Genomic DNA, 16,484 nt, shown 5'->3' with positions numbered 1-16,484 from the left:
GCGGCGGTCAGCTCTCGGCGGTCAGTTCCCGGCGATCAGTTTCCCGGCGGAGGTCAGCCCTTGGCGGAGGCCGGCTTCTGGCTCTCGTCCTTCTGCCCTTCGGCGGCCTCGGGCTCCTCGGGGGCCTCCTTGAAGTCGACCTTGCCCATATGGCGGTTCATCGACTTCATCAACCCCCACACACCCAGCGCCATCACCGCGAAGACGATGAATCCGAGGACGCCGGGGGTGACCTTGTTCTCGTCCACCTCCTTGGCGAGGGGGGCGAGATGCGTCATTGCCAGGCTCAGGCTTGCGCTCATATCAGGCATTGTCGCGGATGCCCGCGAAGAGGTCGTCCTCGGGGAGAGCGGAATCCACCAGGGACTTCGCCAACTCGTACTCCTCGGTGGGCCAGACCTCCTTCTGGATCTCCATCGGCACCCGGAACCAGCCGCCCTCGGGGTCGATCTGGGTGGCGTGCGCGATCAGCGCCCGGTCCCGCGTCTCGAAGAAGTCCGCGCACGGCACATGCGTGGTCAGCGTCCGCTCCACCCGCTCGAACTGGTCCCACCGCTTCAGCCACTCCCCGTACGGCGACTCCACACCGCGGGCCAGCAGCGCCTCGTGCAGCGCCTCCGTCCGGGGCCGGTTGAAGCCCTGGTTGTAGTAGAGCTTCAACGGCTGGAAGACCGGCCCGTACTCGGCCTCGGGGTACTTCTCCGCGTCCGCGGCGCCCTCGAAGGCCACCATGGTGATCTTGTGGGTCATGATGTGGTCGGGGTGCGGGTAGCCGCCGTTCTCGTCGTAGGTCGTGATGACCTGCGGGCGGAAGGCGCGGATGGAGCGGACCAGACGGCCGGCGGCCTTGTCGAGGTCCTCCAGCGCGAAGCAGCCCTCGGGCAGTGGCGGCAGCGGATTGCCCTCCGGCAGCCCGGAGTCCACAAAGCCCAGCCACTTCTGCCGCACGCCGAGGATGGCGCGGGCCTCGTCCATCTCCTTGCGGCGCACCTCGTGGATGTTCTCCTCGATGGCGGCGTCGCCCTTGAGTTTCGGGTTGAGGATGGAGCCGCGCTCGCCGCCCGTGCAGGTCACGACCAGCACGTCCACCCCCTCGGACACATACTTCGCCATCGTCGCCGCACCCTTGCTCGACTCGTCGTCGGGGTGGGCGTGGACGGCCATCAGTCGTAGCTGCTCAGTCAAGACTCGATCCTCGGTGATGTCGTCGATGCCATCGGTGTCATCGGTGTCGCGCCCCGCACCCGGCGGGGACTCCGGTGCCGGGCGGCGTTCCGGCGGCTTCTATAGTGACCGAATCGGGGGAGGAATAATTCCGGGACTGCCGTCCCTCACCCCGCCCGGGAGGACGATCATGACTGCGGTGCGCGCCGGCGACACCAGCGGCCCGGCCGCACCCGCCCCCGCCGACCGGTACGGCCGCACCCGGGACCAGCGCACCGACCGCACCCTGCGCCGCATCGGCGCCGTCCTGGGCGTACTGCTGATCGGCGCCGTGGCGTGGTTCGGCTACGGCTACATCACCGGGACGAAGATCAGCGCCGAGGTGATCAAGTTCAAGGCGGTCTCCGACTCCGCGGTCGAGGCACATCTTGAGGTCCACAAGGACGCCGGCACCGGCGGCTACTGCACCCTTCGGTCACTGGCCGCGGACGGCAGTGAGGTCGGCCGGGCCGACTTCCGCTTCGGCCAGCACCGGTCCCGGATCGACACGGTGGTGACCTTGCGCACCACGGCCCGCGGCACCAGCGCCGAGCTGGTCGGCTGCCAGGCCGGCTGAGCGGACCGCCGCCGCGGCCCGCGAGGGCGCTCGCGGCACTGCCGGGCACCGCCCGATGACCGGGCCTGACCTGCGTTGACTGCTTGCTGACGGCTTATGTCCTCCCCCTTTCCCGCCGGAATTGTTAGGCTCGTGGTTTCGCCCACCTGAGAAGGAACATCCTTCTGGGTAGGGCGATGCTTTGTATTCCCAGTACCTACGAGGAGCACCTGTGACCCAGACCAGCGAGAACGTCACCTGGCTGACCCAGGAGGCGTACAACCAGCTCAAGGCCGAGCTGGAGCACCTGTCTGGTCCCGCGCGCGTCGAGATCGCCAAGAAGATCGAGGCGGCGCGCGAGGAGGGGGACCTGCGCGAGAACGGCGGGTACCACGCGGCCAAGGAAGAGCAGGGCAAGCAGGAGCTCCGAGTGCGCCAGCTCACCCAGCTGCTGGAGCAGGCCAAGGTGGGCGAGCCCCCCGCCGACGACGGGATCGTCGAGCCGGGCATGGTCGTGACCATCGCCTTCGACGGCGACGATGACGACACCCTGACCTTCCTGATGGCCTCCCGCGAGTACGCCAGCGCCGACATCGAGACGTACTCCCCGCAGTCGCCCCTGGGCACCGGGGTCAACGGCAAGAAGGTCGGTGACGATGCCCAGTACGAGCTGCCGAACGGCAAGTTCGCCTCAGTACGCATCCTGGCCGCCAAGCCCTACACCGGCTGACGGCCACGGCATCACCCCGCCCCCGGCCCCTCCGCACGGACGGACCGGGGGCGGTCCCGTACCCGGACCCGGCGAGCGGGCGGGGACCGCGGGGGCGGCCGTCAGCCGGTGGCATTGCGGTACTTGCGGACGGCGAGGGTGCGGAAGACCGCGACGATCACCGCCGACCAGATCAGCGAGGCCCACACGGGATGCTGCATGGGCCAGGCCGGGGAGTCCACCACACCGGGATTGCCGAAGAGCTTCCGGGCCGCCTGCACCGTGGCGCTGAACGGATTCCACTCCGCGATGTGCCGCAGCCAGGGCGTCATATTGGTCGTGGGGACAAAGGCGTTGGAGACGAAGGTGACCGGGAAGAGCCAGACCAGCCCGCCCGAGGTCGCCGCCTCCGGAGTGCGCACCGAGAGCCCGATGAGCGCGCCGATCCAGGTGAACGCGTACCCCAGCAGAAGCAGCAGGGCGAAGGCGGCGAGGACCTGGCCGGCGTCGGTGTGGGTACGCCAGCCGACCAGCACCGCGACGACCGCCAGCACCATCAGCGTGAGCGCCGTCTGCACCAGATCGGCCAGGGTGCGGCCGGTGAGGACCGCGCCGCGTGCCATGGGCAGTGAGCGGAAGCGGTCGATAAGGCCCTTCTGCATGTCGTCGGCGATACCGGCGCTGGCGCCCGCGGTGGCGAAGGTGACGGTCTGCGCGAAGATGCCCGCCATCAGGAACTCGCGGTAGGTCTGGGCGTTGGTGGAGCCCCCGATGCTCAGCGAGCCGCCGAAGACATAGCTGAACAGCACCACGAACATGATCGGCTGGATCAGTCCGAAGATGACGACTTCGGGGATGCGGGTCATACGGATGAGGTTGCGCCGGGCCACGACCAGCGAGTCGCGCACGGACCGGCCGAAGCCACCCGCGCCTCTCGGGGCCGGGCCGGGCACGGTGTCGGTGACGGCGGTCATGCCTGCGGCTCCTTCTTGCTGCGCTTCGACCGGCCGCGGCCGCCCTGGCCCCGGCCGTCCTGCTCCTGCTGGTCGTGCCGCTCCCCGTTCTCCGCCTCGACCTCGGCCGCGTGGCCGGTGAGGGAGATGAACACGTCGTCGAGGGTGGGGCGGCGCAGACCGATGTCGTCGATCTCGATACCTCTGGCGTCCAGTTCGCGGATGATCTCGGCGAGCAGCTTGGCGCCGCCGGTGACCGGCACCGTCAGCTTGCGGGTGTGCTCGTCCACCGAGGTCTCGCCCTTGCCGAAACCGCGGAGGATGCCGTCGGCGACGGCGATGTGCTCCCGCTCGTGGACCACCACCTCGACGCGCTCCCCGCCGGTGCGCGCCTTGAGCTGGTCGGAGGTGCCGCGGGCGATGACCTGGCCGTGGTCGATGACGCAGATGTCGTGCGCCAGCCGGTCGGCCTCCTCCAGGTACTGGGTGGTGAGCAGGAGGGTGGTGCCGCCGGCCACCAGCTCCTGGATGACCTCCCACAGGGCCTGGCGGTTCCTGGGGTCGAGGCCCGTGGTCGGCTCGTCCATGAACATCACCGGTGGGGAGACGACCAGGGCGGCCGCCAGGTCGAGCCGGCGGCGCATCCCGCCGGAGTAGGTCTTGGTGGTGCGGTCGGCGGCGTCGGCGAGACCGAAGCGCTCCAGCAGTTCCGAGGCGCGCGCCTTGGCCTGCTTGGACCGCATCTGGTACAGCTCGGCGACCATCCGGAGGTTCTCCCGGCCGGTGAGGTACTCGTCCACGGCGGCGAACTGGCCGGACAGGCCGATGGAGCGCCGTACGTCGTCGGGTCTGCTGAGCACGTCGATACCGGCCACGAGCGCCTTGCCGCTGTCGGGGCGCAGCAAGGTGGTGAGACAGCGGACGGCGGTGGTCTTGCCCGCGCCGTTGGGCCCGAGAAGGCCCAGCACGGTGCCCTCGGGGACATCGATATCGACGCCGTCCAGAGCCCTTACGTCACCGAAGGTCTTCACCAGCCCCTCGGCGTAGATGGCGCCTGGCATGGATTCCTCCCCTGTTCACTCACCGCCCAGGACAGGGCGGAAAGATGGATATATGTCGGGTATGGCGCGCGCTGAGCCTAGACCCGAGCGACGCCGACCGCCACACCATAACGCGATACATCGCGTCATTCAACAGGCTTCCGTACCGGCATCGACCAGTACGAGCCGGCGGGTCCGAACCCGCCAGGGCCTCAGTCGATGACGCGATAGCCCGCCTTCCGCAGCGCCCGGTCCACCTCGGCGCAGTGCTCCGGGCCCTTCGTCTCCAGGTGCAGCTCCACCTCCGCCTCCGTGAGCCCGAGCCGCGGATCGGTCCGTACGTGGCTCACGTCCAACACATTGGCATCCGCCACTGACAACACCCCCAGGAGCGTGGCCAGCGCGCCCGGCCGGTCCAGCAGCCGCAGCCGCACCGCCAGATAGCGGCCCGCCGCCGACATTCCGTGCCGCAGAATGCGCTGGAGCAGCAGCGGGTCCACGTTCCCACCGGACAGCAGCGCCACCACCGGGCCCTCGAACGACTCCGGATCGCTCAGCAGCGCCGCCACCGGGCTCGCCCCCGCCGGCTCCACCACCAGCTTCGCCCGCTCCAGGCAGTGCAGCAGCGCCCGCGACAACTCGTCCTCGGTCACCGTGCGCAGCTCGTCCAGGCGGTCCGCCAGCAGGCCGAACGGCACATCGCCGGGACGCCCCACCTTGATCCCGTCGGCCATGGTGGCCCACGGCTCGACCGTCACCGGCCGGCCCGCGGCGAGCGAGGGCGGATAGGCCGCCGCGGCCGCCGCCTGCACCCCCACCAGCCGCACATCCGGCCGCAGCGACTTCACCGCCACCGCGATCCCCGCCGCCAGACCGCCCCCGCCCACCCCCACCACGATGGTCCGCACCTCCGGGCACTGCTCCAGGATCTCCAGGCCCACGGTGCCCTGCCCCGCCACGACGTCCGGGTGGTCGAAGGGGTGGATGAAGACGGCGCCCGTCCTGGCGGCGTACTCCTCCGCCGCGGCCAGCGTCTCGTCCACCACCTGCCCCTCCAGCCGCACCTGCGCCCCGTACTCCCTGGTCGCGGCGACCTTCGGCAGCGGGGCGCCGACCGGCATGAAGACCGTGGCGGCGACGCCGAGCAGTGCGGAGGCCTGGGCGACGCCCTGCGCGTGGTTGCCGGCACTGGCCGCGACCACCCCCGCCGCCCGCTGCTCCGGCAGCAGCCCAGCGATCCGCACATAGGCGCCGCGCAGCTTGAACGAACCGGTGCGCTGGAGGTTCTCGCACTTGAACCGGACGGGCGCGCCCACCAGTTGGGACAGATGGCGGCTGCCCTCCACGGCCGTCACGCGGGACACCCCCGACAGCATCTTCTGCGCGCCCCGCACATCGTCCAGGGTCACGGTCCGCGCGGGGTCAGCCTTGCCGTAGCTCATATCGGCAAGTCTCGCAGCTCATCGAGGGCGCCTCGCGCCGAGCGGAGTGCCCTCATCCTGTTTTCGCCGCACGGGTACCGGTCGCACCCCGGCCGCGTACTCTGTCCCCCAGCCCGCCAGTCCCGCACGAAGTGAGCCCCCGGCCATGCCCACAACACCGGAAATGTCGATGGACATGACGACAGCCGGCGATACCGGCCTTCTCGAACTGATGCAGCACCAGGTGGCGTTGTTCGCCCGCCGGGCCGAGCAGACGCGGCTCGGCGGCACCGGGCAGCACCGCAACTCCATGGACCGCGCCGCCTATCTGCTGCTCAACCGCCTCGACCACGAAGGCCCGATGGGCGTCAAGGCACTCGCCGCCGGTATGGGCATCGACTCCTCCACCGTCACCCGGCAGGTGGCGCCGCTGGTCGACAGCGGGCTGGTCAAGCGGACCTCGCACCCGGACGACGGGCGCGCGGTCGTCCTGGAGCTGTCGCCGCGCGGCCACGCCAGACTGACCCAGGTCCGCGCCTCCCGCCGCACCCTCATGGCCGAACTCACCGAGGACTGGGACGAGTCCGAGCGTGAGCAGTTCTGCACCCTGCTCACCCGCTTCAACACCGCCCTCTCCAGCCGCCAGCACACCACGGGCCCCGGCGGTACACCGGACGCGAACGGCGAGGGATAGCACCTCCGCAGCACCTCTCCCTGCCCCTTGACCCCGGCCCCCGGCTGGACTCAGATGGGGACGGGACGCGGGGCCGGTGAAGGTCCCGCGGGCGCTCTGGCAGGCGGGAGGCGCACGTGCACCACCGGCACACGGCGCACGAGGCCCGCCGGGCGCGGGAGTTCGAGGCGTTCGTCGCGGGCGCGGGCAGCCGGCTGCTGCACGCCGCGACCCTGCTCACCGCGGAGTCGCCCGAGGAGAACCCGCGCGCCCGCCGGCTGCTGACCGCGGCCCTGGCCCACACCTACGCCGTCTGGGACCGGCTGCACGGCGAGGACCCGTACGCCTGCACCCGCCAGCAGCTCGCCCTGCGCTTCGCCCGCACCGCCTGGCACCAGTACGGCAGCGCGCCCCGGCCCACCGCCGTCCCGAAACCGCGCGCACATCTGCCGCATCCGCATCTGCCGCAGGCCCTCCGGACCCGCCTGCGGCGGTCCCCACGCCGCCCGGAACGCCCCGGTCCGCGCGGCGTACTCCGTCGACTCGGCCCGCAGGAACGCCTGATCCTCGTCCTGCGCCTGTACGAAGGGGTCGCCGAGGAGCAGACCGCGGCGCTGCTCGGACTGCCTCCGGAACGGGTGCGGGCCCTCTGCGCCCGGGCCGTCTCCACCCTTCTCCACCCTCCGGCCGAGGCCCCCTCGGCCCTCGCCGGACCGGCCGGACCGAGGCCGTCATGAGCCGCTACGACCGCCGCGAGGCCGCGGTGCGCGAACTGCTGGAGAGCGGCCACACCCCGCTCCCGCCCGGTCTCTGCGCGGCCTCGGTACGGCGTGGCCGGCGACTGGCCCGGCGGCGGGCGGTGGCCCGGCGGGTGCTGTGGGCACTGGTCTTCGCGGCGGTGGTCGCGTTCACGGTCTGGGCTGCCGTGGCCCGCCCCTGGGTGGAGCCGCCTTCGGAGATCACTCCACCCCTCACCGGTTGGTGACTCCACCCGGGATCCACCCCTCGCCCGATGGTGACTCCACCCGGGTTGAGCGCAGAGTGCCACTCATGCACAACGATCAACTCGACCAACGATCAGCCCGACGTCGACCGGACCCGGTCGATCGGCTCCCCGTCGATCGGCTCCCCGTCGATCAACTCCACGAGAACCGGCTCCACGACGATCGGCGGCGGAGCCGGGCGCCCGGCGCGGGGCGGCCCGGCTCGGCTGCGGGTGCCTCAGCCCAGGGCCTGCTTCAGGTCCGCCACCAGGTCGTCGCCCGACTCGATGCCCACCGAGAGCCGTACCAAGTCCCCCGGCACCTCAAGTGCTGACCCGGCCGCCGAAGCGTGCGTCATCCGGCCCGGGTGCTCAAGCAGCGACTCCACACCGCCCAGCGACTCCCCCAGGGTGAAGAGCTCGGCCCGGTTGCACACCTCGACCGCCGCCTCCTCCCCGCCCCGTACCCGGAAGGACACCATGCCCCCGAACGACCGCATCTGCTTGGCCGCGATCTCATGACCAGGGTGCTCCGCGAGCCCCGGGTAGAGCACCTGGCTCACCTTCGGGTGCCGGGACAGCATCTCCGCCACCCGGGCCGCGTTCTCACCGTGCCGGTCCATGCGCACCGCCAGCGTCTTGATGCCGCGCAGCACCAGCCAGGCGTCGAACGGGCCGGCCACCGCGCCCATCGCGTTCTGGTGGAACGCCAGCTCCTCACCGAGTTGTTCGTCCCCGGTGACGAGCGCACCGCCCACCACATCCGAGTGGCCGCCCATGTACTTCGTCGTGGAGTGCACCACCACATCTGCGCCCAGCGCCAGCGGCTGCTGGAGGTAGGGGCTGGCGAAGGTGTTGTCCACCACCAGACGCACCCCGGCGGATCGCGCCACCTCGGCCACCGCGGCGATGTCGGTGATGCCGAGCAGCGGGTTCGACGGGGTCTCCACCCACACCAGCTTGGTCTGCGGGGTGATCGCCGCGCGGACCGCCGCCGGATCGGCGGTGTCCGCCACCGACCACTCCACACCCCAGCGGGAGACGACCTTGGCGAACAGCCGGAAGGTGCCGCCGTAGGCGTCGTCCGGGATCACCACATGGTCACCGGGGGACAGCAGGGTCCGCAGCAGGCAGTCCTCCGCGGCCAGCCCGGAGGCGAAGGCCAGCCCGCGGCGGCCGCCCTCCAGCGCGGCGAGGTTCTCCTCCAGCGCGGTCCGCGTCGGGTTGGCGCTGCGGCTGTACTCGTAGCCGCCGCGCAGCCCGCCCACACCGTCCTGCTTGTACGTGGAGACCTGGTAGATCGGCGGCACCACGGCCCCGGTCTGCGGGTCGGCGGTGTTGCCCGCGTGGATCGCCACGGTCTCGAAGTTCTGCCTGTCGCGCGAGTCGTTCATGGGGCGAGGGTAATGCGGCGGCGCGACCGACGAGGCCCCTTGTGCAAGCCCGCGGGGACGGGTTCGCCAATCGCCCCCGCGTTCTGGTTCGCTGGTGCCATGGCGATTCTCTGGGTCCTCATCGCGATGGGGCTGTTCGCGGCCGCCCTCGGCCCCTTCGTACTGCGCAGGCGGGGCGGGCTCCGACTGGTCAGCCCGTCCGCACCGGACGCGGCGGACCCGTCCGACTACGGTTTCGTGCGCCAGGAAGACCTGGACATCCGGATGCCGGGCCCCGACCAGGACCTGACGGACGTCCTCGACATGGTGCAGCGCACCCAGGACTGGCGGGCCGCGGCGCAGCTCCTGGCCGGCACCGAGATGGAGGGCGAGCTGCGCTGGCAGCGGGTGCAGGCCTTCGCGGGTGCCGGCGCACTGGAGCTCCAGCAGCGGCCCGGCGGGGTGAGCGAGAGCCCGGGCGGGCAGTGGCTGCGGGTGTGGCGGACGGAGTCGCCCAAGGACGCGGGCGGCGCGGCGGTGCACGCGGAGTTCCTGGTGCAGCAGGCGTGGCGCACCTCGACGGCAGGCACCGACGAGTTCCGCATCATCCTCGAAGAGGCCCGGGAGGCCTGCGCGCAGGCCGCGCTGCTCTCCCCCGGCGACCCGGTGCCGTACATCATCGAGTTGTCCATCGCGCGTGGACTGGCCTATCCGCAGGCCGAGTTCGAGCAGCTCTGGCTGAAGATCCTGGACCGGGCACCGTCCCATATGGGCGCGCATCTGGCGGCGCTGCACTACTGGTGCGAGAAGTGGCACGGCTCCCGCGCCGAGGCGTACTCCTTCGCGGAGGCCGCCGCGGCCCGCGCTCCCGGCGGCTCCCTGCTGTCGGCGATGCCGCTGTTCGCTGTGTACGAGCATCTGCCGGAGGTCAATCTGGTGCGCGGCTTCCATCAGAGCGAGGTCGTCACCAAGGCCGTGCAGGGCGCCCAGTTCGCCGTGCACTCGGCCCGCCCGGACGACCCGATGACCGCACACGTTTGCCATCTGCTGCTGTTCTTCCTGGTGCAGGGCGAACGCTGGGGCGAGGCCATGGACCAGTTGATACACGTCGACGGCCATGTCGGTGCCCTGCCCTGGACCCTCGCCGCCGACCCGGCCGCGGACTACGCGATCTTCCGCGCCCTCGCCGTGGCCGGCTACGAGGCCAACGGTGGCAGCCCGGCCACCCTGCCGCAGTGACACCGCCCCGGGGAGCCGGGTGGGGAATCCGCGGTGCCCGTTCTTCGTTGTCCCTTTACGGATTGCCGTAGTGGTCTGCGGACGAGCGGTCCGCGGACGATCGTCCTCGCGGTCCCAGGACGGTCGCGCCGCCCGCCGCTGATCGCCCGTCGTCCGCTGGTCCCCGCCCCGAGGAGAGCGAACAGAAATGATCTTCGGTCGTACGCCCGTGCTGCCCACCCCGGACCAGGCCCTCCGCGGCCGCCCGGAACCGGCCTTCGCGGTCCCCGAACGCCACACCGTCCTCGGCAACCCGCTGCTCGGCCCCTACCCGGCGGGCCTGGCGGTGGCGGACTTCGGCCTGGGCTGCTTCTGGGGCGCCGAACGGAAGTTCTGGGAGACCGACGGCGTGTGGACCACCCTCGTCGGCTACCAGGGCGGCCACACGCCGAACCCGACCTATGAGGAGGTCTGCTCGGGCCGCACCGGGCACACCGAAGCCGTCCGCGTGGTGTACGACCCGGCGCGGATCAGCTACGAGCAACTGCTGAAGGTGTTCTGGGAGGCGCACAACCCGACCCAGGGCTTCCGCCAGGGCAACGACGTCGGCACCCAGTACCGCTCCGCGATCTACCCGCACACCCCGGAGCAGGGCGCCGCCGCCGAGTCCTCCCGCACGGCCTACCAGCAGGTCCTCACCGGCTCCGGCCACGGCAACATCACCACCGAGATCCTGCCCGCCGACGATCGCCCGTTCTACCCGGCCGAGCCGTACCACCAGCAGTACCTGGACAAGAACCCGGCCGGATACTGCGGCATCGGCGGGACGGGGGTCTCCTGCCCGATCGGGGTGGCGCCCGCCGAGGGCTGAGGGGGAGCTGAGCTGCCCCAACTGCCCCCGTATGCAGGGGAGTCGGGGTAGTTTGAGGGCATGGGTTCCTCCGTCGTCGCGCTGACCGTGGCCGTTGTGGGTGTGGTCGGGACACTCCTGTCGGGAGTGCTGGCGCACCGGAGCGCGCTGCGGGCCAAGTCGCTGGAGCTGGACCATGCGCAGCGCGAGCGGGAGGCCGAGCGGGCGGCGGCCGAGCACCGGGAGACGGTGCAGGAACGGCGGGCGGCGTACACCGCGTTCAACCATCGGCTGCGGCAGTTCCACTACACGGTGTCCAAGCACCTCGGGGTGCTGCGGGCGGGCCCGGCTCCGGCAGGACAGACAGAGGAGCGCGAGGCGGCACGCCAGGCGCTGCGCGAGGCGTACGCCGAGGCGCAGATGGTGGTCCCGGACGATGTGCTGCTGGCGAGCAGCAGTGTCGTGCAGCAGTTGTACCGGGTGCACTACCTGCTGGGTGAGCACGAGGGACAGGTCTCGGCACCCGATACGGAGTCGGGGTCGGCATCGGCATCGGCGTCTCTCGATGACATCCAGGCACGAATAGAGCACGCTTCGGAGGGCCTGTACGCGGTTCGGCAGACCATGCGCCGCGACCTCGGCATCACCGAGCTGGCCATACCCCGCCCGGACAACCACCGGATCAACTGACCAGCCTGTCACCAGACCCACCGGCCACCGCCCCGGCCTCGGCGCCACGAAATCACCGCGCCACAGCTGTGACCGTCAAGTTCTCCACCTCACGACGTCACCGCGTCACCGCGTCACCGCGTCACCGAGCTTGAGGAGATGAGAGTGTCCGCAACCACCTGGCAGGTTTCCAGTCACTGCGACTCGATGGGGCCGGCCTGCGTCGAGGTCGCTCTCGGGGCGGCCGAAACGTCTGCGGCCGGTGGGCGGGTCCGGGTACGGGACGGCAAGGACCGGCTCCGGCGGGGTCTCGCGCTGCACCCGGCGTCCTGGACGTCCTTCGTCCAAGCCACCCCCTCGCTGACCACCCCGGGCACCCCGCCCACCGCCACCTCCTGAGTCTCCCCCCGGCCTAGCGCTCCAGAGGGCAGGGCGCCGTCCGGTTGCTCTGCTGTCGGCGGATCTGCCACGGGCCGAGCGGGCTTCTCCGGCGGGGGTCGGACGGGGAGTGTGGAGGCAGCGCGGCTTTTGCAGCTCGGCCGGTCAGAGGGCCGACGGCCGCGCGCCGGGAGGACCCATGACCACAGCATCCCCAGCGCACGCCCACAGCGCCCGGGCCTCGGCCCGTCCGCCCCGCGCGGCGGACGGTGACACCTCCGCCACCCCGCTGGACGACCACCTGGCCGCCCAACTCCTCAACCAGCGCATCGTGTTGCTCGGCACCCAGGTGGACGAGGTGTCCGCGAACCGGGTCTGCTCCCAGTTGCTGATCCTCTCCGCGGAGGACCCCAAGGCCGACATCACCCTCTGCATCAACAGCCCCGGCGGCGCAGTGTCCGCGGGCCTCGCCATCTACGACACGATGCAGTTGATCCCGAACGACGTGTCCACGCTGGCGATGGGGTTCGCCGCCAGCATGGGGCAGTTCCTGCTGAGCGTCGGCACCCGCGGCAAGCGGTACGCGCTGCCCCATGCGCGGATCATGATGCACCAGCCGTCGGGCGGTGTCGGCGGTACCACCGCGGACATCACGATCCAGGCGGAGAACCTGGAGTTCACCAAGCGGACCATCGAGCGGATCACCGCGGAGCACACCGGCCAGAGCGAGGAGACCGTCTCCCGCGACGGGGACCGGGACCGCTGGTTCACCGCCGAGCAGGCCAGGGAGTACGGGATGGTCGACCGGGTGGTCAGCACGCTCGCCGAGGTGCGGCCGTCCGGCCCGCGCCGCCAGATCGGACTGGGGGTCTGAGCCATGGGGCAGTACACGATTCCGCATGTCGTGGAGCGCACCCCGCAGGGCGAGCGGTCCTATGACGTCTTCAGTCGCCTGCTCAACGAGCGGATCATCTTCGTCGGCACCGAGATCGACGACGGTGTGGCCAATGTGGTGATCGCCCAGCTTCTCCACCTGGAGTCCGCAGCTCCGGACCGGGAGATCTCGATCTACCTCAACTCCCCCGGCGGCTCGGTCACTTCGCTGATGGCCATCTACGACACCATGTCCTATGTGCGGGCACCGATCTCCACCTTCTGTGTGGGGGAGGCCGCGTCGACGGCGACGGTGCTGCTGGCCGGGGGCGATCCGGGGCGGCGCTTCGTACTGGAACATGCGCGGGTCCTGTTGGGGCAGCCGGCGAGCGGCGGGCAGCAGGGCACAGTGTCCGATCTGGCGCTACAGGCGAAGGAGATGGTCCGGATCCGCGCCCAGATCGAGGAGGTCCTTTCCCGGCACACCGGCCACGAGGTGGCGACGCTCAGAGCGGACACCGACCGGGACAAGGTCTTCACCGCGGAGGAGGCAGTGGCATACGGCCTGGCCGACGAGGTCCTCACCCCACGCCGCCTCCCGACCGCCGCCGCCTGACCATCCACCCCGCCACCGCGGAACGCTCACCGGTAACGCCCAACTAGCGCTGTGTCGGGCGCAGTTCGCCGGTAAGGGCCTGCTCAGTCCGATCGTGCGGCTTCCCACCTCCAGGAGGTTCGGCGAGGGAGGCCGTCGAGTTCGCCGCGGCCGGTGCACCAGAGAAGTACCTGTGTGGGTCTCCGGCCGGAGCGTCGGGGAAGAGCCGGTCGAGTACGGCTGCGCTCAGCGGTGCTGGTGGCAGCCAGTCCACGGACAGTCCCCGCGTGATGTCGTGGGTGTGGAGCAGGGTTTCGGCCACGCCCATCGCCGCGAATCCCCCGGGGTCGCACGGGCCCCAGTGCCAGGCCCGCAGGGTCGGACTGGCGGTGGCCAACGCGCTGCTCAGCAACCCACCGCAGGCGGCGACGGCCAGGAGTACCTCGGCCGGTGAGGCGGAGGGGTGGATCTTCAGGTCGAAGGGGAGGTAGGCGTCGACGGGCTGTGCTGTCAACTGCCCTGCGTAGGCCAGCAGATCGTGTCCGATGTGCGCTGCCGTCTGCCGGCAGGTCCACTCAAGCGGTCCCGCCGGAACCGTCCAGTCCTCGGTGGTGAAGGGGCTGAGCACCCGCAGCATCTCTGCCACGGCGGAATCGACGTCCCGATGGTCCACGCGGAGCTCCTCGCGGTCGTCCTGTGCGACTTGGCGGTGCCAGTCGCACTGCGGATGCGGGCGCGCCCAAGGCCCCATCCGGCGCCGCGCCCGCCCGGGTCGTGTCCGGCCTATGCCACGAGGCGGAGGTCAGGGCGGTGCAGGCGCGTGGTGCCGGGGCGGATCAGGCCGGCGGCGGTGCGGGCGGTGACGGCCACGGTCCTGGTGCGGGGCTCGGTACGGCGTTCGGGGCGGGTCGAGACCGCCGGCTCCGGGGCCGCGTCGGCCTCTGCGGGGAGTTGGGCGGCCGCGGCCGAGGGCTCCGTACCGGGGCCGCGGCGGGGGCCGGTGCCGCGGGGTACCGGACGCGGCACCGGGTCGGACGCCGGTCGGCAGGCCTCGGCCGCGCGGAGCAACTCGCCGTGGACCAGGGCCAGTAGATCGGCCAGGCCCAGTCCGAGGGCGTGCGCGGCGGCGGCCAGCACCTCGGAGGATGCCTCCTTGCGGCCGCGTTCCACCTCGGAGAGGTACGGCATGGAGATCCGGGCGGCCTGCGCCACCTCCTTGAGGGTGCGCTGCTGGTCGAGACGGCGGCGCCGCAGGACGTCGCCGACGAGGTTCCGCCAGAGCGGTTCCCGGGCGCCGGATGGGGCGGCGGGGGCGGTGGTGGCCGGGTAGTGGGGGAGGACGCGGGCTCGGTTCGGCGCGTGGCTGCTCACCTCCCCAGGGTAGGAGCCCGGGCCACACCGGGCACCGCCACGACGTTCCGCCCGACGCGAACGGTGGTGGCCGAGCCGGTGGTGCCGGAGCCGGCGGGCACGGGAACCGGTCGTGCCGGAACCGGTGCCGGCGGGGGGCATGGCAACGGTCTCCCCAGGGCGTACATGCGTCGGCCCGCACCCCTGGAAGCGCCCCACGGGATGCGGGCCATCGGCACGGGTACGGGACGGAGAGCCCCGTACCCCGCCTGACCGGTCACGGCCGGACGGCGGTGACCGGACAGCGGTGACCGGACAGCGGTCGGAGGATCAGGCGGCGGAGCCGGCCTTCCACTGGGACCAGTCGAGGTTCCAGCCGTTGAGGCCGTTGTCCGGCTGGACGGTCTTGTCGCCGGTGTTCTTCACGACGACGACATCGCCGATGAGGGAGTTGTTGTAGAACCAAGCGCCCGGCGTCTTGGGGTCGTTGGCGCCCTTCTTGTCCTGGAGGCCGACGCAGCCGTGGCTGGTGTTGGCGTTGCCGAAGACGCCGGGGCCGCCCCAGTAGTTGCCGTGGATGAAGGTGCCGGAGCTGGAGAGGCGCATGGCGTGCGGTACGTCCTTGATGTCGTACTCGCCCTTGCCGTCGTCGTCGGTGAAGCCGACGGTGGCGCCGTTCATCCGGGTCTCCTTGAACTTCTCGGAGATCACCATCTGGCCTTCGTAGGTCTTGTTGTCCGGGGAGCCGGCGGAGATCGGGATGGTCTTGACGACCCTGCCGTCCCGGGTGATCTTCATGGTCTTCGACTTGGCGTCGACCACGGAGACCTGGTTGCGGCCGATCTTGAAGGAGACGGTCTTCTGCTGCACGCCGTAGACGCCGTTGGCGCCCTCGACGCCGTCGAGGTTCAGCTTGAGGGTGACGGTGGAGCCCCCCTGCCAGTACTTCTCGGGGCGGAAGTCGAGGCGGTTGCCGTTGAACCAGTGGCCGACGACTTCCTGGCCGCTGGTGGTGGAGACGGTGATGCCCTTCTGCACGGCGCTCTTGTTGGTGATGGCCTTGTCGAAGTTGATCGACACGGGCATCCCGACGCCGACGGTGGCGCCGTTCTCGGGGGTGAAGTTCCCGATGAAGCTGTTGGCCGGGGAGACGGTGGTGAAGGAGGCGTTCTCGTGGGCGACGCGACCCTCGGAGTCAGCGGCGGCGACGGTGACCTTGTAGGTGGTGGCGCGGGCGAGCGCACCGGTCGGCGTCCAGGTCTTCTTGTCCGCCGATATCCGGCCGTCGACCGCGGTGCCGTCCTTGCCGGTCATGGTGACCTTGCTGAGCGTGCCCTTGCTGACGGTGACCTTGGCATCGTTGTTGATGCTGGCGTTGTCCGAGCCGTCCTTCGGGGAGATCTTGATCCGGGCTTCGGAGGTCTTCTTCGCGGCGGCCTCGTCGACCTGCTGCTGCTTCTTGCCCCCGCCCGAGTCGGCGCCGCTGCTGCCGCCCGAGTCGTTGCAGGCGGAGAGCACCATCACACCGCCGAGCAGGGCGGACGCGGCCATGAGACCCCTGCGCCGCCTACGGTCCGTCATCACACGCTTCTCCATCGTCGCCGAATCCCGGTCTCCGCCCGCCGAGGGCACACGGATCCC

Annotated in this window: 19 protein-coding genes and 1 pseudogene; 11 read left to right on the top strand and 9 right to left on the bottom strand. The window is 71.0% G+C overall.

The window, feature by feature from the left end; genetic code table 11:
* Positions 1-53: 53 nt before the first annotated feature.
* Both ACFVST_RS10335 and mca read right to left on the bottom strand, forming a co-directional pair.
* Positions 54-311 carry a hypothetical protein gene (locus ACFVST_RS10335; protein ID WP_390148833.1) on the bottom strand — a complete coding sequence of 86 codons (258 nt, stop codon included), beginning with the start codon at positions 309-311 and terminating at the stop codon, positions 54-56.
* Positions 304-1,185, bottom strand: a complete 882-nt coding sequence (gene mca, locus ACFVST_RS10330; RefSeq protein WP_390148831.1) for a mycothiol conjugate amidase Mca — start codon at positions 1,183-1,185, stop codon at positions 304-306. Before mca ends, ACFVST_RS10335 begins: the two co-directional genes overlap by 8 nt.
* A gap of 169 nt (positions 1,186-1,354) precedes the next feature.
* Between mca and ACFVST_RS10325 the strand changes: the two genes are divergently transcribed.
* Together ACFVST_RS10325 and greA are read left to right on the top strand one after the other, a co-directional pair.
* Positions 1,355-1,780, top strand: a complete 426-nt coding sequence (locus tag ACFVST_RS10325; protein ID WP_390148829.1) for a DUF4307 domain-containing protein — start codon at positions 1,355-1,357, stop codon at positions 1,778-1,780.
* Positions 1,781-1,991: 211 nt separating this feature from the next.
* A complete protein-coding gene (gene greA / locus ACFVST_RS10320) occupies positions 1,992-2,489 on the top strand; it encodes a transcription elongation factor GreA (RefSeq protein ID WP_390148827.1) in 498 nt (165 codons plus the stop codon).
* Positions 2,490-2,590: 101 nt separating this feature from the next.
* On the opposite strand, the gene ACFVST_RS10315 is transcribed toward greA, so the two are convergent.
* From ACFVST_RS10315 to ilvA, 3 genes are all read right to left on the bottom strand, one after another.
* Complete coding sequence (locus ACFVST_RS10315) at positions 2,591-3,442, bottom strand: ABC transporter permease (RefSeq protein WP_390148825.1); 852 nt, start codon at positions 3,440-3,442, stop codon at positions 2,591-2,593.
* Complete coding sequence (locus ACFVST_RS10310) at positions 3,439-4,482, bottom strand: ATP-binding cassette domain-containing protein (RefSeq protein ID WP_390148824.1); 1,044 nt, start codon at positions 4,480-4,482, stop codon at positions 3,439-3,441. The genes ACFVST_RS10315 and ACFVST_RS10310 overlap by 4 nt, the downstream gene beginning before the upstream one ends.
* Positions 4,483-4,673: 191 nt before the next feature.
* On the bottom strand, positions 4,674-5,903 hold the full coding sequence (gene ilvA, locus ACFVST_RS10305; RefSeq protein ID WP_390148822.1) for a threonine ammonia-lyase: 1,230 nt from the start codon (positions 5,901-5,903) through the stop codon (positions 4,674-4,676).
* A gap of 163 nt (positions 5,904-6,066) precedes the next feature.
* Between ilvA and ACFVST_RS10300 the strand changes: the two genes are divergently transcribed.
* From ACFVST_RS10300 to ACFVST_RS10290, 3 genes are all read left to right on the top strand, one after another.
* Complete coding sequence (locus tag ACFVST_RS10300; protein WP_390149038.1) at positions 6,067-6,576, top strand: MarR family winged helix-turn-helix transcriptional regulator; 510 nt, start codon at positions 6,067-6,069, stop codon at positions 6,574-6,576.
* Positions 6,577-6,692: 116 nt separating this feature from the next.
* Positions 6,693-7,292 (top strand): sigma factor-like helix-turn-helix DNA-binding protein, encoded by a 600-nt coding sequence (locus tag ACFVST_RS10295; protein ID WP_390148821.1) that lies wholly within the window; start codon positions 6,693-6,695, stop codon positions 7,290-7,292.
* Positions 7,289-7,540 carry a hypothetical protein gene (locus ACFVST_RS10290; protein WP_390148819.1) on the top strand — a complete coding sequence of 84 codons (252 nt, stop codon included), beginning with the start codon at positions 7,289-7,291 and terminating at the stop codon, positions 7,538-7,540. The genes ACFVST_RS10295 and ACFVST_RS10290 overlap by 4 nt, the downstream gene beginning before the upstream one ends.
* Positions 7,541-7,776: 236 nt before the next feature.
* On the opposite strand, the gene ACFVST_RS10285 is transcribed toward ACFVST_RS10290, so the two are convergent.
* Positions 7,777-8,931 (bottom strand): cystathionine gamma-synthase, encoded by a 1,155-nt coding sequence (locus ACFVST_RS10285; RefSeq protein ID WP_390148817.1) that lies wholly within the window; start codon positions 8,929-8,931, stop codon positions 7,777-7,779.
* A 99-nt stretch (positions 8,932-9,030) separates the two neighbouring features.
* On the opposite strand from ACFVST_RS10285, the gene ACFVST_RS10280 reads away from it, so the two are divergent.
* The 6 genes from ACFVST_RS10280 (at position 9,031) to ACFVST_RS10255 (ending at position 13,514) form a co-directional block, all read left to right on the top strand.
* Positions 9,031-10,149: a hypothetical protein gene (locus tag ACFVST_RS10280; RefSeq protein WP_390148815.1), complete on the top strand. Its 1,119-nt coding sequence runs from the start codon at positions 9,031-9,033 to the stop codon at positions 10,147-10,149.
* 187 nt (positions 10,150-10,336) lie between these two features.
* Positions 10,337-10,999 carry a peptide-methionine (S)-S-oxide reductase MsrA gene (gene msrA, locus ACFVST_RS10275; RefSeq protein WP_390148813.1) on the top strand — a complete coding sequence of 221 codons (663 nt, stop codon included), beginning with the start codon at positions 10,337-10,339 and terminating at the stop codon, positions 10,997-10,999.
* A gap of 60 nt (positions 11,000-11,059) precedes the next feature.
* Positions 11,060-11,668, top strand: a complete 609-nt coding sequence (locus tag ACFVST_RS10270; protein ID WP_390148812.1) for a hypothetical protein — start codon at positions 11,060-11,062, stop codon at positions 11,666-11,668.
* Positions 11,669-11,812: 144 nt separating this feature from the next.
* Positions 11,813-12,046 carry a DUF397 domain-containing protein gene (locus tag ACFVST_RS10265; protein WP_390148810.1) on the top strand — a complete coding sequence of 78 codons (234 nt, stop codon included), beginning with the start codon at positions 11,813-11,815 and terminating at the stop codon, positions 12,044-12,046.
* A 178-nt stretch (positions 12,047-12,224) separates the two neighbouring features.
* Positions 12,225-12,899 carry an ATP-dependent Clp protease proteolytic subunit gene (locus ACFVST_RS10260; protein ID WP_390148808.1) on the top strand — a complete coding sequence of 225 codons (675 nt, stop codon included), beginning with the start codon at positions 12,225-12,227 and terminating at the stop codon, positions 12,897-12,899.
* Between the two features lie 3 nt (positions 12,900-12,902).
* Positions 12,903-13,514, top strand: coding sequence for a ClpP family protease (locus ACFVST_RS10255; protein ID WP_390148806.1), 612 nt, complete (start codon positions 12,903-12,905; stop codon positions 13,512-13,514).
* 43 nt (positions 13,515-13,557) lie between these two features.
* Here ACFVST_RS10255 and ACFVST_RS10250 read toward each other — a convergent pair whose 3' ends face one another.
* The 3 genes and pseudogenes from ACFVST_RS10250 to ACFVST_RS10240 form a co-directional block, all read right to left on the bottom strand.
* On the bottom strand, positions 13,558-14,166 hold the full coding sequence (locus ACFVST_RS10250) for a maleylpyruvate isomerase N-terminal domain-containing protein (RefSeq protein WP_390148804.1): 609 nt from the start codon (positions 14,164-14,166) through the stop codon (positions 13,558-13,560).
* Positions 14,167-14,552: 386 nt separating this feature from the next.
* Positions 14,553-14,864: pseudogene (locus ACFVST_RS10245) on the bottom strand (helix-turn-helix domain-containing protein); the annotation flags it as partial.
* 309 nt (positions 14,865-15,173) lie between these two features.
* Positions 15,174-16,439: an Ig-like domain-containing protein gene (locus ACFVST_RS10240; protein WP_390148802.1), complete on the bottom strand. Its 1,266-nt coding sequence runs from the start codon at positions 16,437-16,439 to the stop codon at positions 15,174-15,176.
* Between the last annotated feature and the right edge of the window lie 45 nt (positions 16,440-16,484).

The sequence above is a fragment of the Streptomyces sp. NPDC058045 genome (genome assembly GCF_042885635.1).
GTDB lineage: Bacteria > Actinomycetota > Actinomycetes > Streptomycetales > Streptomycetaceae > Streptomyces.
The sequence above is the reverse complement of the archived record's forward strand: the minus strand, read 5'-3'. Positions and strand labels throughout refer to the sequence as shown.

Coding starts and splice junctions, on each gene's coding strand:
- ACFVST_RS10335 (WP_390148833.1), bottom strand. CDS start 311: ATGCCTGATATGAGCGCAAGCCTGAGCCTGGCAATGACGCATCTCGCC.
- ACFVST_RS10325 (WP_390148829.1), top strand. CDS start 1,355: ATGACTGCGGTGCGCGCCGGCGACACCAGCGGCCCGGCCGCACCCGCC.
- ACFVST_RS10315 (WP_390148825.1), bottom strand. CDS start 3,442: ATGACCGCCGTCACCGACACCGTGCCCGGCCCGGCCCCGAGAGGCGCG.
- ACFVST_RS10310 (WP_390148824.1), bottom strand. CDS start 4,482: ATGCCAGGCGCCATCTACGCCGAGGGGCTGGTGAAGACCTTCGGTGAC.
- ilvA (WP_390148822.1), bottom strand. CDS start 5,903: ATGAGCTACGGCAAGGCTGACCCCGCGCGGACCGTGACCCTGGACGAT.
- ACFVST_RS10300 (WP_390149038.1), top strand. CDS start 6,067: ATGTCGATGGACATGACGACAGCCGGCGATACCGGCCTTCTCGAACTG.
- ACFVST_RS10290 (WP_390148819.1), top strand. CDS start 7,289: ATGAGCCGCTACGACCGCCGCGAGGCCGCGGTGCGCGAACTGCTGGAG.
- ACFVST_RS10285 (WP_390148817.1), bottom strand. CDS start 8,931: ATGAACGACTCGCGCGACAGGCAGAACTTCGAGACCGTGGCGATCCAC.
- ACFVST_RS10280 (WP_390148815.1), top strand. CDS start 9,031: ATGGCGATTCTCTGGGTCCTCATCGCGATGGGGCTGTTCGCGGCCGCC.
- msrA (WP_390148813.1), top strand. CDS start 10,337: ATGATCTTCGGTCGTACGCCCGTGCTGCCCACCCCGGACCAGGCCCTC.
- ACFVST_RS10270 (WP_390148812.1), top strand. CDS start 11,060: ATGGGTTCCTCCGTCGTCGCGCTGACCGTGGCCGTTGTGGGTGTGGTC.
- ACFVST_RS10260 (WP_390148808.1), top strand. CDS start 12,225: ATGACCACAGCATCCCCAGCGCACGCCCACAGCGCCCGGGCCTCGGCC.
- ACFVST_RS10255 (WP_390148806.1), top strand. CDS start 12,903: ATGGGGCAGTACACGATTCCGCATGTCGTGGAGCGCACCCCGCAGGGC.
- ACFVST_RS10240 (WP_390148802.1), bottom strand. CDS start 16,439: ATGGAGAAGCGTGTGATGACGGACCGTAGGCGGCGCAGGGGTCTCATG.